At 41.6% G+C, this 20,534-nt stretch carries 15 protein-coding genes and 3 pseudogenes; 4 read left to right on the top strand and 14 right to left on the bottom strand.

Annotation, left to right across the window (positions count from 1 at the left end; genetic code table 11):
* Positions 1-12: 12 nt before the first annotated feature.
* The 12 genes and pseudogenes from yfaE to DK423_RS07800 form a co-directional block, all read right to left on the bottom strand.
* Positions 13-261, bottom strand: coding sequence for a class I ribonucleotide reductase maintenance protein YfaE (yfaE, locus tag DK423_RS07860; RefSeq protein ID WP_005555986.1), 249 nt, complete (start codon positions 259-261; stop codon positions 13-15).
* Between the two features lie 353 nt (positions 262-614).
* Positions 615-1,745 (bottom strand): class Ia ribonucleoside-diphosphate reductase subunit beta, encoded by a 1,131-nt coding sequence (gene nrdB, locus DK423_RS07850; RefSeq protein WP_005555988.1) that lies wholly within the window; start codon positions 1,743-1,745, stop codon positions 615-617.
* A gap of 102 nt (positions 1,746-1,847) precedes the next feature.
* Entirely contained in the window at positions 1,848-2,288 is a 441-nt protein-coding gene (locus tag DK423_RS07845; RefSeq protein ID WP_005555990.1) for a hypothetical protein, read from the bottom strand.
* Between the two features lie 104 nt (positions 2,289-2,392).
* Complete coding sequence (gene nrdA / locus DK423_RS07840; protein ID WP_032996516.1) at positions 2,393-4,663, bottom strand: class 1a ribonucleoside-diphosphate reductase subunit alpha; 2,271 nt, start codon at positions 4,661-4,663, stop codon at positions 2,393-2,395.
* A gap of 302 nt (positions 4,664-4,965) precedes the next feature.
* A pseudogene (locus DK423_RS07835) lies at positions 4,966-8,095 on the bottom strand (type I restriction endonuclease subunit R).
* 34 nt (positions 8,096-8,129) lie between these two features.
* Positions 8,130-8,370: pseudogene (locus DK423_RS07830) on the bottom strand (hydroxyacid dehydrogenase); the annotation flags it as partial.
* 3 nt (positions 8,371-8,373) lie between these two features.
* Positions 8,374-9,456: an AAA family ATPase gene (locus DK423_RS07825; protein ID WP_061886790.1), complete on the bottom strand. Its 1,083-nt coding sequence runs from the start codon at positions 9,454-9,456 to the stop codon at positions 8,374-8,376.
* A 5-nt stretch (positions 9,457-9,461) separates the two neighbouring features.
* Complete coding sequence (locus DK423_RS07820; protein WP_109043944.1) at positions 9,462-10,700, bottom strand: restriction endonuclease subunit S; 1,239 nt, start codon at positions 10,698-10,700, stop codon at positions 9,462-9,464.
* Positions 10,690-10,950, bottom strand: coding sequence for a hypothetical protein (locus DK423_RS07815; RefSeq protein WP_005556001.1), 261 nt, complete (start codon positions 10,948-10,950; stop codon positions 10,690-10,692). Before DK423_RS07815 ends, DK423_RS07820 begins: the two co-directional genes overlap by 11 nt.
* Positions 10,951-11,039: 89 nt before the next feature.
* A complete protein-coding gene (locus tag DK423_RS07810; protein ID WP_081111338.1) occupies positions 11,040-11,762 on the bottom strand; it encodes an N-6 DNA methylase in 723 nt (240 codons plus the stop codon).
* Positions 11,755-11,907, bottom strand: coding sequence for a DNA-binding protein (locus tag DK423_RS07805; protein ID WP_109043943.1), 153 nt, complete (start codon positions 11,905-11,907; stop codon positions 11,755-11,757). The genes DK423_RS07810 and DK423_RS07805 overlap by 8 nt, the downstream gene beginning before the upstream one ends.
* 8 nt (positions 11,908-11,915) lie before the next feature.
* Positions 11,916-12,104 (bottom strand): helix-turn-helix domain-containing protein, encoded by a 189-nt coding sequence (locus tag DK423_RS07800; protein ID WP_061886789.1) that lies wholly within the window; start codon positions 12,102-12,104, stop codon positions 11,916-11,918.
* A gap of 136 nt (positions 12,105-12,240) precedes the next feature.
* On the opposite strand from DK423_RS07800, the gene DK423_RS07795 reads away from it, so the two are divergent.
* Positions 12,241-12,747, top strand: a complete 507-nt coding sequence (locus DK423_RS07795; protein ID WP_061886788.1) for a helix-turn-helix domain-containing protein — start codon at positions 12,241-12,243, stop codon at positions 12,745-12,747.
* Between the two features lie 470 nt (positions 12,748-13,217).
* On the opposite strand, the pseudogene DK423_RS07790 reads toward DK423_RS07795, so the two are convergent.
* Positions 13,218-13,538: pseudogene (locus DK423_RS07790) on the bottom strand (type I restriction-modification system subunit M N-terminal domain-containing protein); the annotation flags it as partial.
* A 492-nt stretch (positions 13,539-14,030) separates the two neighbouring features.
* Here DK423_RS07790 and DK423_RS07785 point away from each other — a divergent pair.
* Genes DK423_RS07785 through DK423_RS07775 form a run of 3 tightly spaced genes read left to right on the top strand, consistent with a single transcriptional unit; the run spans position 14,031 to position 18,116 of the window.
* On the top strand, positions 14,031-15,059 hold the full coding sequence (locus tag DK423_RS07785) for an ABC transporter substrate-binding protein (protein WP_061886490.1): 1,029 nt from the start codon (positions 14,031-14,033) through the stop codon (positions 15,057-15,059).
* On the top strand, positions 15,059-17,092 hold the full coding sequence (locus DK423_RS07780) for an ABC transporter permease (RefSeq protein ID WP_005556007.1): 2,034 nt from the start codon (positions 15,059-15,061) through the stop codon (positions 17,090-17,092). Before DK423_RS07785 ends, DK423_RS07780 begins: the two co-directional genes overlap by 1 nt.
* The gene (locus DK423_RS07775; protein WP_005556008.1) at positions 17,076-18,116 is read left to right on the top strand and encodes an ATP-binding cassette domain-containing protein; all 1,041 of its coding nucleotides are present in this window, start codon (positions 17,076-17,078) and stop codon (positions 18,114-18,116) included. Before DK423_RS07780 ends, DK423_RS07775 begins: the two co-directional genes overlap by 17 nt.
* Positions 18,117-18,170: 54 nt before the next feature.
* On the opposite strand, the gene DK423_RS07770 is transcribed toward DK423_RS07775, so the two are convergent.
* The gene (locus DK423_RS07770; RefSeq protein ID WP_061886787.1) at positions 18,171-20,222 is read right to left on the bottom strand and encodes an alpha-amylase; all 2,052 of its coding nucleotides are present in this window, start codon (positions 20,220-20,222) and stop codon (positions 18,171-18,173) included.
* Positions 20,223-20,534 lie beyond the last annotated feature (312 nt).

The following is a 20,534-nucleotide window of genomic DNA, read 5'->3' as shown; positions in this document are numbered from 1 at the left end:
AATTTCCAAATTTTACAATTCAATCTCCAAATCTTCTTCCACCCGACAACAACACAATAAAATCTCATCTTTTTGTAAAAAGGCTAACGGTGTTTCTGCGTAGGACACCTTGCCTTTTTTGATTTTTACCCGACAGGACCCGCAATAGCCGCTGCGACATTGGTATTCGTGATGAATGCCGTGTTGTTCCAGGCGGTTGAGGAGTGGGATTCGGTTATCGTGTTCGATGGTTTGTCGGCGAAGTAATAAATGGATTTTCATGATCGTTAAAATAAAAAAAGAGCAGCTAGGAGACTGTGCTAAATAGCATTAGTTCTATTGTAATAGAAATTAGATCGACGCGGAATACGCCGGTTCATGATTTCCTGTAGAGAGAAAGGCTGGTGTCAATTAACACCAATACGAAAATGAAATTTAAATAAGCATAATCAGGCTGTTATATTGAGAAAAAAGTTGTTTCGGTTTGGTAATAGGTTCAAGTTTGTGACGAATGTTAGGCGGTTGGAGGGTGGTGAGAGAAAGTGCGGTGGTTTTTGGCGGCGTTTTTTTGGATGTACCTGTTCAAAAATGGAATATAAAAAAGGCGGGTACATGACCCGCCTCATAAAGGATGACTACAAATCAAAATCATCAAAATCTTTGGTATCTACTTTGGAATCGATTTGACCCACAAGATAAGAACTCACTTCCACTTCTTGCGGCGCCACCTGTACGTTGTCGGAAACCAACCAGGCGTTGATCCAAGGAATCGGGTTGGAGCGCGCTTGGAACGGCAACGGCAAGCCTACCGCCTGCATACGGATATTGGTGATGTATTCCACATATTGCACCAAAATTTCTTTGTTCAAACCGATCATGGAACCGTCTTTGAACAAGTAATCCGCCCAGTCTTTTTCCTGTTCCGCTGCGGCTAAGAACAAATCGTAGGCTTCCTGTTTGCATTCTTCGGCAATTTCCGCCATTTTAGGATCGTCCTGACCTGCCGCCATAATGTTCAAAATGTGTTGCGTACCGGTTAAGTGCAGGGCTTCGTCGCGGGCGATGAATTTAATGATTTTCGCGTTTCCTTCCATTAATTGGCGTTCCGCAAAGGCGAAGGAGCAGGCGAAAGACACATAGAAGCGAATGGCTTCCAAGGCGTTGACGCTCATTAAGCACAGGTAAAGTTGTTTTTTCAGGTTACGCAGGCTCACCACGCATTCTTTGCCGTCCACGGTGTAAGTGCCTTCGCCGTAGAGGCTGTAAAGCTGGCTGTCGCGGATTAAATCGTCGTAGTAAGAGGAAATATCGCGTGCGCGTTTGATGATTTCTTCGTTGGTCACGATGTCATCAAACACGATGGACGGATCGTTCACGATGTTACGAATAATGTGGGTGTAAGAACGGGAATGGATAGTTTCGGAGAACGTCCAGGTTTCGATCCAGGTTTCCAGTTCCGGAATGGACACCAACGGCAATAACGCCACATTCGGGCTTCTGCCTTGAATGGAATCCAACAGAGTTTGGTATTTTAAATTGCTGATAAAAATGTGTTTTTCATGTTCAGGTAACGCCGCGTAGTCTATACGGTCTTGCGACACATCCACTTCTTCCGGACGCCAGAAGAAAGAAAGTTGTTTTTCAATGAGCTTTTCAAAAGTCTCATATTTTTGTTGATCGTAACGCGCCACGTTGACGTTTTGACCAAAGAACATCGGTTCTTTGAGCTGGTCGTTTTTGTTTTGTGAGAAGGTGGTGTATGCCATTTTTGTTTATCCTTTAATCTTATGAGTAAAGTGCGGTCATTTTTTTAAGTGTTTTTACTTCATGCTTGCGCTATCGGAGGGCTTACTACGCTTACGCTATTTTTAAACGGTTAGAGCTAATTTTCTTTTCGTGAATGATTCTTCGACTTGTTTATGCCACTCTTGAATAATTTTAGTTGTTTCAACGTTTGGATCTGTGCAACGACTTAATGCACCACGAGGTTGTGGAATAGTACGTTCTGTTAAAGCCCAGTCTAAAACTCTAATTGGTCTTCTATGAATAATCCATTCCGTATCTAAGTCTGAATCGTTATTTACATCATAATTTCCACCAATAACTTGGACTAATGCAATAAGACGAGCACCCTGTTTAATCGCAACAATATCATTAACTTTCATATCATCAATAAATTGAGAAATCTGATTTGATTTTTCTTCCCAATGCCCTAAGCCAATAATTTTTTTATGTTCAAGAATATATTCGACACCTGAAAAATCCATTTCATCTGGGTGCATTTGCATATGCCAATATTGAATTGCCATAATAATCTCCTGTAATAAATGTTCTTAAAACAAAAAGTACAAAGTGCGATTAATTTTTAAAGTATTTTTAAATGCTCAAAAAAATTTGACCGCACTTTTCTTTATTAAATTTTACACGCCCCACCGGCACAACCATCATCCAAATCTTCCTGGCTGTCTTCGGCGCCGTCGCGGGTGTTTTGGTAGTAGAGGGTTTTTAAGCCGTATTTGTAAGCGGTTAAGAGATCTTTTAACAACACTTTCATCGGCACTTTGCCGTCTTCAAAGCGTTTCGGATCGTAATTGGTATTGGCGGAGATAGCTTGGTCCACGAATTTTTGCATGATGCCCACTAAGTGTAAGTAGCCGTCGTTGCTTGGAATATCCCAAAGCAATTCGTAGTTCTCGCCGAGGTTTTCATAATCCGGTACCACTTGTTTCAAAATGCCGTCTTTGGAGGCTTTCACACTCACATGACCGCGTGGTGGTTCGATGCCGTTGGTGGCGTTAGAAATCTGGGAAGAGGTTTCCGACGGCATTAAGGCGGTGAGGGTGGAGTTGCGCAGACCGAATTCTTTGATGTCGCGGCGCAGGCTTTCCCAGTCATAATGCAACGGTTCGGCGGTTAAGCTGTCGATGTCTTTTTTGTAAGTATCGATCGGCAAAATGCCTTGGGCATAAGTAGTTTCGTTGAAGTATTCGCACGCGCCTTGTTCTTTCGCCAAATTCATGGAGGCTTTCAATAAATAATATTGAATGGCTTCAAAAGTGCGGTGGGTTAAATCGTTGGCGCTGCCGTCGGAATAACGCACGCCGTGTTTTGCCAAGTAATACGCATAGTTAATCACGCCGATACCCAAAGAACGGCGGGCAAGGGAACTGCGTTTTGCCGCAATCACCGGATAATCCTGGTAATCCAATAAGGCATCTAACGCGCGTACCGCAAGCTCTGCCAGATTGTCTAACTCGTCCAAGTTTTCCAATTTGCCTAAGTTAAAGGCGGAAAGGGTACAAAGGGCGATTTCGCCGTTTTCATCGTGGAAATGTTCTAACGGTTTGGTCGGCAGGGCGATTTCCAAACAAAGATTGGATTGACGCACCGGCGCCACTTTCGGATCAAACGGCGAATGGGTGTTACAGTGGTCCACGTTGTGAATATAAATACGACCGGTGGAAGCACGTTCCTGCATTAATAAGGAGAACAATTCCACGGCTTTCACGGTGCGTTTACGAATGCTTGGATCCTGCTCGTATTGCGCATAAAGTTGCTCGAATTTATCTTGATCGGCAAAGAACGCTTCGTAAAGCCCCGGCACGTCGGACGGGCTGAATAGGGTAATATCGCCGCCTTTAATTAAGCGTTGATACATTAATTTGTTGAGCTGTACGCCGTAATCCATGTGACGCACGCGGTTGTCTTCCACGCCACGGTTGTTTTTTAACACCAACAGGCTTTCCACTTCCAAGTGCCAAATCGGGTAATACACCGTTGCTGCACCGCCGCGTACGCCACCCTGTGAGCAGGATTTGACGGCGGTTTGGAAATGTTTATAGAACGGAATACAACCGGTATGGAAGGCTTCGCCGCCACGAATCGGGCTGCCAAGAGCACGAATAGCCCCCGCGTTGATACCGATACCGGCACGTTGGGAAACGTATTTCACAATGGCGGAGGCGGTGGCGTTAATAGAATCTAAGCTGTCGCCGCATTCGATCAATACACAGGAGCTGAATTGACGGGTTGGGGTGCGCACGCCTGCCATGATTGGGGTCGGTAGGGAAATTTTGAAGGTGGAGGTGGCATCGTAGAAACGGCGCACATAATCCAAACGGGTTTCTTGCGGGTATTTGGAGAACAGGCTGGCCGCTACCAATAAATAGAGGAATTGGGCGGATTCGTAGATCTCACCGGTCACACGGTTTTGGACTAAATATTTGCCTTCTAATTGCTTCACCGCCGCGTAAGAGAAGGTCATATCGCGCCAATGGTCGATAAAACCGTCCATTTCATCCCATTCTTCGCGGGTGTAATCGTCCAATAAAGACGGATCGTATTTGCTCATACGCACCAGTTTTTTCACGTGATCGTATAAACGCGGCGGATCAAAGTGTCCGTATGCTTTTTTGCGCAAATGGAACACTGCAAGACGGGCGGCAAGGTATTGATAATCCGGGGAATCTTTGCTGATCAGATCCGCCGCCGCTTTGATAATGGTTTCGTGAATATCGGAGGTGCGAATTCCTTCGTAAAACTGAATGTGGGAACGCAATTCCACTTGAGACACGGACACATTGTCCAGCCCTTCCGCCGCCCAAGTGATGACGCGGTGAATTTTATCAAGATTAATCGGTTCCGGTTTTCCGTCACGTTTGGTGACCATCAATGCCTTGTTCATGGAAGATACCTATTTCTCTAAAATATATGAAAAACACAACATATAGTTGCGTTATAAAAATTTTGCACAAGATAATGTGTTAGATGTGAAAATTCAAGTACTAAATTTTTTACTTGAATTATTGACATAAAATAACTGCTTATAAACCAAGAAGAATTTTTTGCGTGGTAAAAATCGTATTATTAAAATTTGTGCAAAGGGATAAATTTTGTGCGAAATGATGAGGTTGGGGTGTTTTGAAAGAGAAAAGTGCGGTGAAAAAACACTTTAAATTTCCACCGCACTTTTTAGGGAAAAGGTGATCAGATACTTCCACCGATGCCCTTGAACTTCTCAACAAAGTCCGCAATTTTTTGGAAAATACTTCTCTTTTTCGTCAGATACGCCGGATTGAGAGGACTCATTTTAGGTAGCGCTTCATTTAAGTCCGTACCGTTTTCACTGGCGTATTCACGTTTTAGCGAGACATTAATATAACGTTTAGCCGCTTCTATGTTTAAATCTTCCGAAGCAATGAGTTCATCAGCTTCCTTTTGTTGCTCTGTTTGAGCAAATTTAAAGAACGCTTCAATGATACTTGCCTTATCGACAATAGCATCTAAATCTGTTTGATGAATAAAATCGATAATTAAACTTTCTTTGGCACGGTTTCCCAAACTTGAGCGGATAATTGAACGAATTTCTTCAACCAATGTCTCTTTGTCTTTGATTTTTTTATTGTGTTCAAAAATCAGCTCTAAAATATAATCCAGATTGATTTCTTGGGATTTTAATAAATCTACCTCAAAAACTACATCATCCCAATCAATGGTTGATTTTCCCTTTTCTTCGCCATCTTTTTGCCGACGAAGCCAATCACGAATGTCATTATAAGTAGAACGATAATTTTGTTGAATAGCGCGTTCGCTTGGTATATTAATTTTTTGTATTTCAGCAAGGGCTTCATCACTAAGATAATATTTTTCTTTAAATGCTTGCATTGCTTTTTCATCGGTTTTATTAACGGATTGAAATGCTTGTAAAGCGGCAAATTCATCATAATTTTGTAAAATATTTTCAACGCGTAAATATTCACCGAATAATTTAACAAAGGCTTTTTTGTCTTTTTCAGTTTCAATTTCAGTCGGATCAGGAAAACGATTGCTGAGTTCGGTAATAACGTCTAAATACCCACGGCGATCGATGCCCGCGTCGGTATAGCCTTCCATATATTCTTGATAGCTTTTTTCCAGTACTACATTACGTGTATTGGCGTTTCCAAAAAGCGTAATGGCATCAATGGTGTTTTGTTCCAAATCTCGGAAAGTAACGATATTGCCAAAGGTTTTGGTGGCGTTATAAATTCGATTGGTACGGGAAAAGGCTTGAATTAACCCGTGATAACGTAGGTTTTTATCGACAAATAAGGTGTTTAGCGTTGGCGCATCAAAACCGGTTAAAAACATACCGACAACAATAAGCAGGTCAACTTCTTTATTTTTCACCCGTTTTGCCAAATCTCGATAATAGTTTTGGAAGGATTTTCCATCCATATCATAGTTGGTTGCAAAATACTTGTTGTAGTCATTAATAGCTGATTTTAAGAATTCTTTGGCGCTCGAATTCATGGCTTCCACTTCAAAACTTTCATCGGCAATATCACCTACCGCGTCTTGTTCTTCATTGGCGGCAAAAGAAAAGATGGTGGCAATTTTAAGCGGATTTTCCACCGCACTTTGTAGTCGTTTAAAGGTTTCATAATAGCATTTGGCTGCGTCCACACTACTCACCGCAAACATCGCATTAAAGCCTTGATCACTGGCGTTGAAACGATGTGTCTTTTGTTTGAAATTGTTCAAGATGTATTGTGTGATTTCTTCAATGCGTTTGGGCTGTAAAAAAGCCGCTTTTTGCTCAAGTGCGGTCAGTTTTTCAAGATTTTTTTCCGTTTCGATGGTTTTAAATTGCGGACGAACATCATTGTAATCTACTTTAAACTTGAGTACTTTTTCATCACGAATGGCGTCGGTGATAATGTAGGAATGTAGCTGAATACCAAAAACATTTTCTGTAGTTTCAGCACCTAATGCGTTGCCTTTACGGATAAGTTTTCCATCAACAATATCGTCGCCAAAAATTGGCGTGCCGGTAAAACCAAATTGGTAGAATTTTTTAAATTTTTTCTTTAAGTTTTTTTGCGCTTCACCGAATTGCGAACGATGGCATTCATCAAAAATAAAGACCACCTGTTTATCATAAACCGGTAACTTATCTTCTGATTTCATTAGGTTATTGAGTTTTTGAATGGTGGTAACAATAATTTTGTTATCTTCTTTTTCAATGTTGCGTTTTAGCCCCGCCGTACTTTCCGAGCCATTAACGCTGTCAGGTGAAAAGCGCTGATATTCTTTCATAGTTTGATAATCCAGATCTTTACGGTCCACCACAAAAAACACTTTATCAATAAAGTCGAGCCCCGTTGCAAGGCGGGCTGCTTTAAAACTGGTTAAGGTTTTGCCTGAACCTGTGGTGTGCCAAATATAACCGCCACTTTCTTGATTACGCCAGTTTTTCGATTGATAAGAACTATTAATTTTCCACAAAATCCGTTCGGTTGCGGCGATTTGATAAGGACGCATAATCAGTAACGTATCAGACGTATCAAACACACAATAATCCACCAAGATTTTTAATAAGGTATTTTTTTGGAAAAATGTTGCCGTAAAATCCTTTAAATCACGAATGGCGGTATTTTTTGCCGTTGCCCAATTCATTGTGAAATCATAGCTATTTTTATCGCGTTTGGTGGTATTGGCAAAATAGCGGGTATCCGTGCCGTTGGAAATCACAAAAATTTGAATATATTTAAAAAGAGAATTGTCTTTATTAAAACTTTCTTTGCTATAGCGGTGAATTTGGTTAAAGGCTTCCCGAATTGCCACACCGCGTTTTTTTAATTCAATATGCACAAGCGGCAAACCATTCACTAAGACAGTTACATCATAGCGATTATCATAATTGCCGGTTTGCTCAAATTGATTAATCACTTGTAATTTGTTATTGGCAATATTTTTCTTATCCAGCAAATAAATATTTTGAATTCGCCCGTTATCAAATACAAAATCATAAATATAGTCATCATGAATCTTGCGTGTTTTCTCAATGAGATTATCAGCAGGTTTATCCAAATATTCTTCTAAAAAGCGCGTCCATTCGGCATCTGAAAAGGTAACATTGTTAAGCGCTTGCAACTGATTACGCAGATTTATCAGTATTTTCGTGGTTATTGATTTCAGGTAAATACTGATAACCCTGACCTTGTAAATCGCGGATAAATTCACGTTCTAAACTATCTTCCGTCTGATAGCCAGCCCGTAGCTCTTCCACGCATTTAATATATTGATCCAGAACGATAAAATTATTGGATTCGGCGATGGTTTTGTATTGGGTCATGAGTTTTCCTTTATTATTGATTCTTTTGCTAGCAGTAATATTTTACTTGATATTGTTTACCATCTTGGGCAGTTATCAAGTAATCCTTGATAACTGAATTTTTGTCTAATTCATTGTCTTCTAATATATTTTTTTATACGAAAGGCTATATTTTGTACAGAGGTGTCAAAAAGTTCGGCAAGCTGATTTTGGGTTAACCAAGCCTCATTTTCGACAACTAATAAAGCAACGTGAGATTTGCCGTCATCGGTGTTGTAGATGATTAAGTCATTCATTAGTTACTCCATAAAATTGCAGAATTCATTGATAGCATTTACCAAATTCTTTACTTCATCTTTATCAGAATTGCGTAAATTTGATATTTCTTCGCTTGAATGCGCGGAGTGGCTATTAAGATCAATTAGTCTTGGCTTAAAATTATTGCCTGTTTTTTTATTAATAGCGTCTAATAATTCTTTCCATCCACTATAGCCAAGATAAGTAGATGTTTTTTCCATAAGATTTCGGAGAAAATTAAAATGATATTTTTGTAGTGAATCGTTAGATATAGCTTTCTGAAGTTCTTTTTTAAGAAAGATATGATACGAAAAGGGATGATCATTATCTTGTTTAGTTAAATTATACTTACCATCTTCATACTTCTCTAAATAATATTTTTTATACTTATCTTTTTTTCTTAGCTCATTATGTAACACATTATAAAATAATGGATTGTGAGTTGATATAATTACTTTTACTTTAGATTGTATAACTTTTATTATTTTAGCTAGATCTATAGCAAGTTCTATTAGGTAATTATCATCTAAAGAGCTAACAGGGTCATCAATAAAAATATATTCAATACTTTTAAATCTATTATTACTACCTTCATCAATACTTATTTTTATTTTATCTATAACAGTATAGAATATACTCCATATAAAGTTACTTTCTTCTCCTTTTGATATTTTTATACTTTCTTCAGCCAATGAATCTCCGCTAGCATAATAGAAATTAACGCTAGAGAATTCTTTGCCAAAGTTAGGGGTTAACTTATCATTATTTATATATCGTTGGAAGTTTGAAGTTATTTCTTCTTTCTCATCTTCATCTAATTTTTCATTTATCCATTTTAGAAAATTATTTCTATAAATGTTTAATTTTGGATTTATACTTTCATTATCCCAGTAAAACATATCTTCAGTGTATGAATTATAGTATATGATTTTTCTATCATCTGTTTTACTATACTTAGATTGAATCAATTTTTTAAATTCATTTGAGAGTCTTGTTTTCCCTGTTCCATTAAAGGCATAAATTAAATGCACTCTTGCTTCATCATTCATTAAGAATTGAGATAACTCTAACAGTGTTTTACTCATAAATTTTACTTCTCGAAATTTAGTAATTCTTTTTGATAATATAGATATTGTTTTTTTCTTTTGATAATTTCCTTTGGTAATCCATAACTAAGTGAGTTTGTTAAAGTATAAAATTTATCTAATTTTTCAATAATAGCTTGTTGGGTTTCTATGTTAGGAACCAAAATTCTAAATTCTTTTACTTTTTGATCAGAAATGGAGGGATATGCTGATCCACTTTGATTTTCTTCTACATAATTTTTAAAGTTAATTGTAGATAAAAAATAAAATAACCATTTTGGTAAAACAATATCAGTATTAGCTCGTAATACACAATATCCTGTACTTGCTATTTCACCTGAAAATTCTTTGGTAATTGATGCAATACGTTGCTGTGTTGGTCTAGTTGTTGCAAAGATAATATCATTTTCTTTGACTATTTTTTGTGCTCTGCTAGGTGCGTTTAGAGCATTAATCTCAATAGTTTCTGTAATATTATTATTTTCCCTGTCTACAGATGTTAAATCTATATAACGATATGTTTTAGTGTTATTTTTCCATCTTATATTTTGTGTCTTTTCAACAAGTTCTCCCAACGTTCTCCACTCAAACCCAACTTTCCCAAGTTCTTCTTCGCTCAATAATTTATCACGATAGTATTGATACTGTTTTCGACGTAGTATAAGCTCGCTGGTAAGCTCGCTGGTAAGCTCGCTGGTAAGCGCTGTCAATGCGTCCAAAATTCGTACGATTTCGGTTTGGACGGAGAGTGGAGGGATGGGAATTTCAAGATTCTCAATTTGCCCTGCTTTTAAATAACCTTGATTAGATGAATTTTTCTTAGATAGTAAACTATTTAAAATAAACGGCGCAGTAAAATAATATAAAAAGAATTTATGATTAACTAATTCACGGTTTAATCGTAAAACATACATATTTTGCCCATAGAAATTCAAATCTTCTTGTTTTACAATTGTAGCTTCACCAATAGTTCCAATCATACTTATTAGAATATCATTTTCTACAATGCATCTGGTTTTTGATAATTCTTGATAAACATACTCATTGATATACTTTGTATTTTGGAAATCTATTTTTCCACCTTTAATATTTTTGGAAGTGATATATGGAATGTTTCCATTATCATCAAATTCTGGAGTAGCTGGCATTAGCCAAAAATTATCGTTACAAAGGGATTTTACGGTTTTCCACTTAACCTCAGCCCCATTCAATAATTTATCTAAAAAAGTGCGGTCATTTTTCATGATGTTTTCTCTTTTTGCCTGATTCAGTTGTTGCAAAATTTGCAACAACTGAATCAGGTATTAATTCGCCTTCGCTAAAAATATTTTTTATATGGCGAGAAATGGTTGATTTATTTCGATCAAATAACGTTGCCATTTGCTCAAGCGACAGCCAAGCCGTTTCTTGATCAAACTGCACATCAACGGAAACTTTGCCATCATCAGTCTTAAAAATCACGAGTGAGTGGTTTAAAGTGCGGTCAGTTTTCATCGTATTTCTCGTAGGGCGGACTTCAGTCCGCCGTTGTGATATTGAAAATTTTTCAGCGGACTGAAGCCCGCTCTACATTTATGCTGCTTTTATGCCTCAATCTCCGCCACAATTTTATCAATCTCGGCACGTAAGCGGTCAATATTGGCAACGGTTTTACGAATATCTTCGTTTAATTGGTCAATATCAATGAGTTCCCGGGTGTCTTCTGGTTCTACATAAGAACTTACTGAAAGATTGTAATTATTTTCATCATTGGCGATTTCATCATTGCTAACAGATTTTGCCAAATGGGGAACGTCTTCTTTATCAACGAACAGTTTTAGGATTTGTTCAATATGTTCGTCTTCTAGAATGTTGTTATTGGTGGCGGATTTAAACAAACCACTGGCATCAATAAATTGTGTTTGAGTGTCTGCTTTGTGTTTGGAAAGCACCAAAATATTCACCGCAATGCTGGTGCCGAAAAATAAATTCGGTGCTAGGGCAATAACGGTTTCCACAAAATTGTTGTCGACTAAGTATTGACGAATTTTTTGCTCGGCGCCGCCACGATAAAAAATTCCCGGGAAGGAAACGATAGCCGCTCTGCCTTTTGCCGAAAGATAACTTAATGCGTGCAAAATAAAGGCAAAATCGGCTTTCGATTTTGGGGCAAGCACGCCCGCCGGCGCAAATTGTGGTCTTTCGGGGCGGAGATAATCGGCCTTAAAAAACTCCCAAGCCGCCTCGTTAAATTCGGCAAACCGTTCTTCGCGTTGGCCGCCGTTTTTGCCAACTAACACCGCTAACCAGTCCGAGCGGTTATTCATATCCGCCTCCCTTGCCTTGTCTTGGCTTGCTAGTCCAATTTTCTCTCTTAGCTTTATCTAGGATTGCTTTCTTGGTTTTAGGCAAGCTATCTAACTCAAGATCGGCCAATTCCTGAGCACTGAAATGTGATTTAAGTTCATTCATATGAACTCCTATAAATCTAATTGAATATTCAATTTGATAGCTATTTCTCGTTCTCTTCCGTAGTTAAGTTTAGATTTCCCACTTAAAACTCGACTGATTTCATTTGAACTATAGCCATTTCTACGCCCCCATTCAGCTTGAGTCATATTTATCTCTTTAAACCAAGCCTTGGCTTCTTCTCGTGTTTTTTTCTGCATAAAACTACCTTTTTATGGACTAAAAACAGTTTATGAACTAAACTGCTTACCTTGTTTTAATATTGAATCATATAGTTCAATATTGTTTACTGAGTTCATATTAAATATGAATTTTATGAATTGCAAGAGGTTTCTTATGAAAAATTTCACAAACATTGTTAACAGATTAAAAACTGAACTATCCATATCCATGGACAAGGATGTTGCGGAGTTTTTGGGCATGTCTAAAAGCGCTTTCGCAGAAAGAAAGCGCCGAGGAGTATTTCCTGAAGAAGCGTTAAGATTGGCTGATTTGGGTCATCCTGAACTTAAACTGGATGTGGAATATATATTGAGCGGGCAAAGGAACGCTACTCGGGAATTTTTAGTTCAAAATTCCAAAAGAATAATTAGCAGCCATTTATCTGAAGATGACTTTAACATTGAAGAAGTATTTATAACCCCTAAAGATGCTGAATCGTATGTTTTATTAAACCTTGAAGAGATATTAATGCTTAGTTGGTATAGACGCAGCGATAGCAAAGGCAAGAGTCTCATTTTTGATACAGCAAAAATGAGTTGTGATTTATCAATCGCAAATATGAGGCTAAATGAACACACAGAAAAACGCTTACTTAGCGACACGGAAACAAAAAAACGATAAAAAATTAAATTCTTATGTTTCAATAAGTTAATCGACGCTTTAAGTTCACAGAAAAACTACACAGTAAAAATCTTTTACTGTGTAGTTAATCATTTTCTTAGATCTAAACATAACAGCAACCGCATCTTAAACAATACCTGCGGATTAGCGGACAATGAAACCTCACCTGTGCTGACAAACGTTAGGTTTACGCCCTTATCCGCCTTTTAAAGAGCAAAAACAAAAAGCTGCTTTAAACGGCTTTTAAACGATTTTTAAACGCTTTTTGCGATCCTCATTTTGATAGCCGTTTTTTTTGTATTTTTCGGCCTTTTTTGTTTTTTGTCCTCATTTTGAGATTTTGGACTTCAACCCAATAAAAAAGGACGCCGTTTTTTCTTGCGCCCTTGCTTTTATTGACTTTGTCTTTCTTTTTGTTCCGTTTGTTCCCGTTTAATTTAACTTAATCCCTAACTTTATCCGTTCCTCATTTTGATAGAGGTTTTACAATTGGTATTAGCCTCAGCAACCACGTTTTTGAACAGCTGGCTTGGATAAATAAAGTAGCCTTTGGTTCTTACGGCATCGTCTCTAATTTCCGGTGTAATCACTTCATCAGGTAAGGCAGCATAATTAACGTTTTCATCACCGGCTTCAATATAGTTAGTAAAATTTTCACTGATAAAACGATAAAACAATGCACCCAGCACATATTGTTTAAAATCCCAGCCATCCACCGAACCACGTACGTCATTGGCAATTTGCCAGATACGGCGTTGAAGTTCGGCGCGTTGTTGAATTGCTGCTGCCATAAAAAAGCTCCTTTAGGGAATTGAGTATCTTAAGTTTAATTGAAGCCGTTATTCTACCTTTCACCTGTTCATTTATAAATATCAATCACCGGATTCCTATCATAAAAATCCCCACGACTTTATTTTTATGGGGATTTTATAGGTATTGTAGCGAGCAACTTATTGTACGAATTACTATATTTACCAATAAATCTTGATGAAGGTATGATCGGCAATGATTTGTTGTATTGGATGTTATAGATGAAGAGGAAAACTTTTTTGCACAATAAGTTGCACACTGCAATAACAGATAAAATGAACACTGATAATTTCACCGGGTTACATTCTAACTCTCTTAAAGTGCGGTCAGTTTTTTCCGTGTTTTTAGCCGGTGATTGGTTGTACCTGTTTTTCATCAGCGCAAAAATAAACGTGATTTATTTAGTATTTTGCATTCAATGGCATATAATCCTGCGCAATCAATGATGATACTTAACTTATGAGGGATTGAATATGCAAAAATGGTTTAAACGCAGTTTAGGTTTGGTTTGTCTTTCGCCTTTCTTCTTCGCCCAGCAGGCGCAGGCGGAAGGGCGCTTAACCGTGTATTGTACGGTGCAAAATAAAGTGTGTGAAAAAGTGACGAGGGATTTCGGTGCGAAATATAACGTGGAAACCCAATTCGTACACGGCGGCACGGAAACCATTTTTGGCAAGATTAAAGCGGAAAAAGACAATCCGCAGGCGGATTTTTGGTATGGCGGAACTATCGAACCGCATTTTCAGGCTGGGGAGTTAGGCTTGCTGGAAGCCTACCGTTCGCCGAAACAGGCGGAAATCCTACCGCAGTTTAAAACATTGATGGCAGAAAAGGGCGAGTTTACGTCCGTGGCGTATATGCTGGTGTTAGGTTTCGGCGTAAATACGCAAAAATTAGCCCAACTCGGTTTGCCAACGCCGCAAACCTGGGAAGATTTGTTAAAGCCGGAATACAAAGGCGAAATTCAGCTGCCCGATCCACGTGCTTCCGGCACCACTTACACGATTATGGCGACTTTAATTCAGCTTTGGGGTGAAGAAAAAGCCTTTGATTACCTGAAAAAACTCAATGAAAATGTGTCGCAATATGTGAAAAGTAATTTGGTGACGGCGAATTTATCGCGCGGCGAAACGGCGATCAGTATTGGATTTGTGCATTCTTACGCCACGGAAAAAGAAAAAGGTGCGGCGGTGGAGGCGGTGATGCCGCAAGGCAAAACGGGTTACGCCTTAGGGGGCGCAAGTATTATTAAAGGTGCGCGTAATTTGGATAACGCCAAACTGTTCATGGATTATGTGCTTTCCAAAGAGGTGGAAGAAATTCCGTGGCGTGAATTCGGTTTGTATCAAATTCCGACAAACGTGAACGCTGAAGCCTCACCGAAATCCGTTAATCCGAAAACTTTACAATTACTGGATTTTGATTTTGTGAAATTCGGTTCCAGCGAAGAAGGCAAGCGCCTGATTAATAAATGGCTGGCGGAAATTAAATTGGCGAAATAATGCTAAAAAAACAATTTCGTCACAACCTCATCTGGATTCTGCTTGCATTCACGGCATTTGCATTATTGCCCGTGCGCGCTCTGGATTACGGCATTTTCGGCGCCACCGGCAGCGAATATTTCGCGGCGCTGGGGTGGGTGCAACCGAATATCAGCTGGCTGTGGTTTGCGGCGTTATTGTTTTTCCCTTTTCTTTCCCGTAGCGCTCTCGGGCGACCTAAAATCACCTTATTTTTAGCCATTTTTCTCGGCATCTTTATTTGGTGTTCCGCTGAATTTTTCCGATTTCGTTTTGGCTACGCCATTATTTTTCTGGCGTTGGCACTGGGCGCCATTTTGGTGGATGCCTTGGCACGCCTGCGGTTTATGCAGGGCGATCGTTTTTTATTAAGTGTCGCCTTGGGGCTGTCCTGTTTAGTCATTGGTTTTATTTTCTATCCTATCGGCAAATTGTTCGCCGCCTTTTTTAGCACAGAACCGGGGGATTGGCAGAATATTTCCGCTTTAATGGCGAATACCGGTTTATGGCAGGTGGTCGGAAATTCTTTGGCGGTGTCCGCTTCCGTGGGCGTTGTTTCCGTCGTCTTTGGCTTGATTTTCGCCCTTTATACCACCCGTATCGCCAAACGCAGTTTATGGGTTAGTAAGATTTTTTCGATTTTACCCATGGTCACACCGCCTTTTGTGGTGAGTCTTGGCGTCATGCTCATGTTCGGACGCAACGGTGCCGTCACACCGTTTTTAACGCAGCATTTCGGTGTGTCGGCAAATTGGTTATACGGTTTCAACGGCATTTTGATTTCCCACACGCTGGCGCTCACGCCTATGGCATTTATGCTCATTGAAGGGACGCTAAAAGCCTTATCGCCCAAATTGGAAGAAGCCGGAGTAATGTTAGGGGCAAGCCGTTGGCAAAGTTTTCGTTTTATTGTGTTGCCGCTGCTTAAACCGGCGTTAGCCAATGCGTTTTTGATCGTGATGGTGCAGTCGCTGGCGGATTTCAGTACGCCTTTCGTGTTGGGTGGCAATTTTGATGTGTTGGCAACGCAGATTTATTTTTATATTGTCGGCGCACAAAACGATTATTTAGCCGCCAGTAGCCTGGGGGTGATTTTGCTTGCTATTTCGTTGAGCATATTCTGGTTGCAATACCGTTTTATCGGCAGCCAAAACTATGTCACGGTATCAGGCAAATCTTTTGAAGGACGGATAACGCCGTTGGCTACCGGCTTGAACGTGCTGGTGACGACGGTTTTTATTCTTTGGGTGGGCTTTAACGGTATCTTATACGGCAGTATTTTTTACGGCAGTTTTATGCAAAGTTGGGGCATTAATAACCAATTTACTTTTCAGCATTACATCACCTTATTCGGGCAGGGCTGGAACAGCGGCGCCATTCCGTCTTTAGTGCAAACCGTGTTATTCGCCTTAATTGCCGCGCCCTTTACCGCCATCAGCGGTTTTCTGTTGGCCTATTTTTTCGCCCGCCGACATTTTTTCGGTAAAAAATACGCGGAATTTTTCACCTTATTAAGTTTTGCCGTGCCCGGCACAGTGGCGGGCGTCTCTTATATTCTGGCATTTAATCATGTGCCGCTGTATTTAACCGGCACCGGCGCCATTATTGTGCTTTCCATGATTACACGCAATATGCCCATCGGGTTGCGTGCGGCATTGGTGAATTTCAAACAGTTGGATCCGACCTTGGATGAAGCGGGCTATACGCTAAAAGCGAGCAGTTTTCAGGTGCTGCGCTTTATTCTTCTGCCCTTATTAAAACCGGCGTTATTATCCGCCTTGGTGACCGGCTTCGTGCGCGCCATGACTACCATCAGCGCCATTATTTTCTTAGTCACGCCAAGCACCCGCGTTGCCACGTCGTATATTTTAAATCGCGTGGAAGACGGCGATTACGGGCTTGCGGTGGCGTATGGCTCAACCCTCATTGTGGTGATGATGCTGGTTATCGGATTATTCGGGCGTTGGGTCGGCGATCTCAATTTGCAGAGCAAACAACATGACAGAACATATTGAATTAAAACACGTCTATAAATCCTTCGGGCAAACCAAGGTGTTGCAGGATTTCAATTTATCTTTCCAAAAGCATAAATTCACCACCTTGCTTGGCGCGTCCGGTTGTGGGAAAACCACCATTTTGCGCCTGATTGCGGGGCTAGAGGAGCTGGATAAAGGGCAGATTTTGTGCGACGGACGGGACCTCAGTCGGCTTGCTCCGCAACAACGTGGCGTGGGCTTTGTGTTTCAGTCTTACGCCTTATTTCCCCATTTAACGGTGGGCGAAAATGTGGCGTTCGGCTTAAAAATGCAGGATGAAAATGCGACGAACATTGCCGCTAAAGTGAAAAATGCGTTGAAAATGGTGGAGTTGGAGGGCTTTGAAACACGTCGTATCGAGCAGCTTTCCGGCGGGCAACAACAGCGGGTGGCGCTTGCCCGCGCCTTGGTTATCGCGCCGCAGATTTTATTGTTTGATGAACCTTTGAGTAATCTGGATACCAATTTACGCCGCACGTTGCGCGAAATGATTCGTCATTTACAGCAACAGCTGAATATCACCACCTTATATGTCACCCACGATCAAAGCGAAGCCTTTGCTATTTCCGATGAAGTGGTGGTGATGAATCAGGGCAAGATTGAGCAAATCGGCACCTCGAGCGAACTCTACCGCGCGCCGGCTTCCCGCTTCACCGCCACCTTCATGGGCGACGCCTCATTTTTTCCCGTGCAGTCAAAAAACGGTAAATTATTTATGGAGAAAAATCCGTTGGCATTAGCCCCTCAAACAGGCTTGGCGGACGGCAATTATCAGCTGGGCATTCGCCCGGAAGGGGTGTTGCTTGGTTTGCAAGGTGAGTCAGCTGCACAATGTACGATTCGGTCGGCAGTATTCATGGGAAATTATTGGGAAATTCACGCCTTGTGGCAGAGCTTGCCGCTATTGATTCATCTTAACCCGAACGATTACATACCGAACCAACCGCATTATTTCGTGCAACTACGCCCCATCGGTTGGTTTTTGCTGCCGGCAGAAGGGTAAAGCGCGGTAAATTTAAAAAACGTTTTTTGAAATGACCGCACTTTTGCAACAATCTTATTCCCCCGCCCAAACGACCATCACTTTATCGCCGTCTAATTCACGGCTGAAGGCGTAGTATTTATCCGTTTTGGCGGTGGTTTGTTTACCCGCGCCGATTGCCGGATGTGCCTGGCGGAAGCGGGCGAGTGTTTGCCAGTGGGTGAGCAGGGCTTGTTTGTCGGCGTTCGTGCCGAGTTCCTGCCAGTTCATGTCGGAGCGTGTGCCTTGCATCGGGTCTGATCCTGTCGGTCCGAATTCACGACCACTTTCATCGCCGTAATAGATTTGCACGGCGCCCGGCGCCAGTAATAACAGGTTGGCGGCGATTTTTTGTTTCGCGTTGTTGCCTTGGCTGTCGGTGTGATAGAACAAGCGGGTATCGTGGGAGGAAAGATAACTCAACACATTGAACTCTTTCAGTTTGTCGCTCATGTCCTGATATACGGGGTCAATGTAGGCAAAGCAATCCAAGGCGTTTTTCGCCTGATCCTGAAAGTCGAAATTGATCATGGCGTCAAAACCGTTTTGGTAGTAATCGCTTTTCAGCACGCCGTGTCCCCAGGCTTCGCCCGTCATCCAAAACGGTTCTCCGTTGCTCTCGGACGGATGTTTTTGTTGCCATTGGCGCAATGCTGCGTCTGCCGATTGTTTTAATGCCAGCCAAGTGGATTTTTCAACGTGTTTGGCGGTATCCACGCGGAAGCCGTCCACGCCGTAGTTACGCACCCAGTCGGACAGCCAACCGATGAGATAATCACGCACTTTGGCATTCGGCAGGGCTTTGGCGTGGGTTTGTTTATGTTGATAAAACGGTGGCAAACCCACCGCGTTGTCGCTTTCGGTTTTGAGATCGGGCAGTGAGGCGAGGGACATTTTCAGATCGTCGAATTTCGGGCTGTCATAGTCGCCGATGTCGGAGCGCACCCAATCCTTGCCCCACCATTTCGCCCAGCCTGCGCTATCGCCGAAATTAATGTAATCGTTAAAACTATGCCAATTCTGACCGCGTTTCGGTTTCCAATTCGTCCATTTTTCACCCAGCACAGATTGCATTTCCTCCGGTTTCAGGTAAAACGAACCGAAACCGAATTCCTGCATATCCGCTAGGGTGGCGTAGCCGGTATGGTTCATCACCACGTCGAAAATCACTTTCATGCCGCGTTTATGGGCTTGCTCAATGAAATGGCTGAGATCCTGTTCCGTCCCCATGTTGGCGTCAATTTTCGTCCAGTCCTGATGATAATAACCGTGGTAAGCGTAATGTGGAAAATCGCCCTTATCCCCGCCGCCGACCCAGCCGTGCATTTGTTCCAACGGCGAGGAAATCCAAATGACGTTTACACCGAGCTGTTGCAGGTAATCCAGTTTTTCCGTTAAGCCTTTTAAATCGCCGCCGTGGAATGTGCCGATTTCCTGCATACCGTCTTTTTGTCGTCCGTAGCTATGATCGTTGTGCGGGTTGCCGTTACGAAAGCGATCAGTCAACACGAAATAGACGGTGGCATTCTTCCAGTGAAAAACACTTGGATTTTTAACCGCACTTTTTTCCAATAACAGCAAGCCACCCGCCAGCGGATCCGGAGTTAAGGTTACTTTACTGTTTTTTACCACCGCACTTTTGCCCGAATAAGCATCGCGCACGCTATCGCCATCGGCGAAGGTTTGGCTCACATCAATTTCCAACGGTTTCTGATTCCACTTCGGGCAGGTTTTCGCCACGGCTTCCGGCTCCGGCTGTTGTTCAATGCTGATACGTAAAGTCGGCGTGCCACTGCGGGTGTCGATTCGGGCGAGATAATTGCCGTGACGGAAAATGCGTAATTGCGGTGCGTCGCCGTGGCAAGGTTCGAGGGACGCGGTTTGGTTGAGTTTCACGGCGGTTTGCGGCTGGAAGCATTTGCCGTCGCTGTGGAATTGTAACGGATAATTGCCTTTATCCAGCGTTACCTGTCCTTGGAAGAGTTGCTTTTCGGCGTTATCGTTCAGTTCGTTAAACTGTGGGTGTTGCCACGCGGCAAAGGCATTGGTGGCGCAGAACAGGGAAAAATAGAGTAGGGATCTTTGCATGGAACGCCTCCTGATGAACAAAAGTGCGGTGGTTTTTTGCAGTGTTTTTCTCTCTCGCCCGCAAGCGGGAGAGAGACAGGCGAAAAGTGCGTTTAGCACTTGAAGCCGGAGAGAGGGGAAGGTGGACGCTATTTCCCCTCTCCCTCCGAAAATCCTTCGGATTTTCTCCACCCTCCCCCGCAAGTAGGGGAGGGGAATTGATATACATTATATCGGGCGGGCACGGGACCCGCCCCTTGTATCTCAACCGATAAAGTTAAATCATAAAATCAGGGTAAGAAATTGAACCTGTCCCAAGTGCCAGACACTGAG

It is taken from the genome of Aggregatibacter actinomycetemcomitans (assembly GCF_003130205.1).
GTDB classification, from domain to species: Bacteria; Pseudomonadota; Gammaproteobacteria; order Enterobacterales; family Pasteurellaceae; genus Aggregatibacter; species Aggregatibacter actinomycetemcomitans_A.
The sequence above is the reverse complement of the archived record's forward strand: the minus strand, read 5'-3'. Positions and strand labels throughout refer to the sequence as shown.

Coding starts and splice junctions, on each gene's coding strand:
- DK423_RS07770 (WP_061886787.1), bottom strand. CDS start 20,222: ATGCAAAGATCCCTACTCTATTTTTCCCTGTTCTGCGCCACCAATGCC.
- DK423_RS07805 (WP_109043943.1), bottom strand. CDS start 11,907: ATGAATGAACTTAAATCACATTTCAGTGCTCAGGAATTGGCCGATCTT.
- DK423_RS07825 (WP_061886790.1), bottom strand. CDS start 9,456: ATGAGTAAAACACTGTTAGAGTTATCTCAATTCTTAATGAATGATGAA.
- DK423_RS07820 (WP_109043944.1), bottom strand. CDS start 10,700: ATGAAAAATGACCGCACTTTTTTAGATAAATTATTGAATGGGGCTGAG.
- DK423_RS07785 (WP_061886490.1), top strand. CDS start 14,031: ATGCAAAAATGGTTTAAACGCAGTTTAGGTTTGGTTTGTCTTTCGCCT.
- nrdA (WP_032996516.1), bottom strand. CDS start 4,663: ATGAACAAGGCATTGATGGTCACCAAACGTGACGGAAAACCGGAACCG.
- DK423_RS07815 (WP_005556001.1), bottom strand. CDS start 10,950: ATGAAAACTGACCGCACTTTAAACCACTCACTCGTGATTTTTAAGACT.
- DK423_RS07795 (WP_061886788.1), top strand. CDS start 12,241: ATGAAAAATTTCACAAACATTGTTAACAGATTAAAAACTGAACTATCC.
- DK423_RS07800 (WP_061886789.1), bottom strand. CDS start 12,104: ATGCAGAAAAAAACACGAGAAGAAGCCAAGGCTTGGTTTAAAGAGATA.
- DK423_RS07810 (WP_081111338.1), bottom strand. CDS start 11,762: ATGAATAACCGCTCGGACTGGTTAGCGGTGTTAGTTGGCAAAAACGGC.
- DK423_RS07845 (WP_005555990.1), bottom strand. CDS start 2,288: ATGGCAATTCAATATTGGCATATGCAAATGCACCCAGATGAAATGGAT.
- yfaE (WP_005555986.1), bottom strand. CDS start 261: ATGAAAATCCATTTATTACTTCGCCGACAAACCATCGAACACGATAAC.
- DK423_RS07780 (WP_005556007.1), top strand. CDS start 15,059: ATGCTAAAAAAACAATTTCGTCACAACCTCATCTGGATTCTGCTTGCA.
- nrdB (WP_005555988.1), bottom strand. CDS start 1,745: ATGGCATACACCACCTTCTCACAAAACAAAAACGACCAGCTCAAAGAA.
- DK423_RS07775 (WP_005556008.1), top strand. CDS start 17,076: ATGACAGAACATATTGAATTAAAACACGTCTATAAATCCTTCGGGCAA.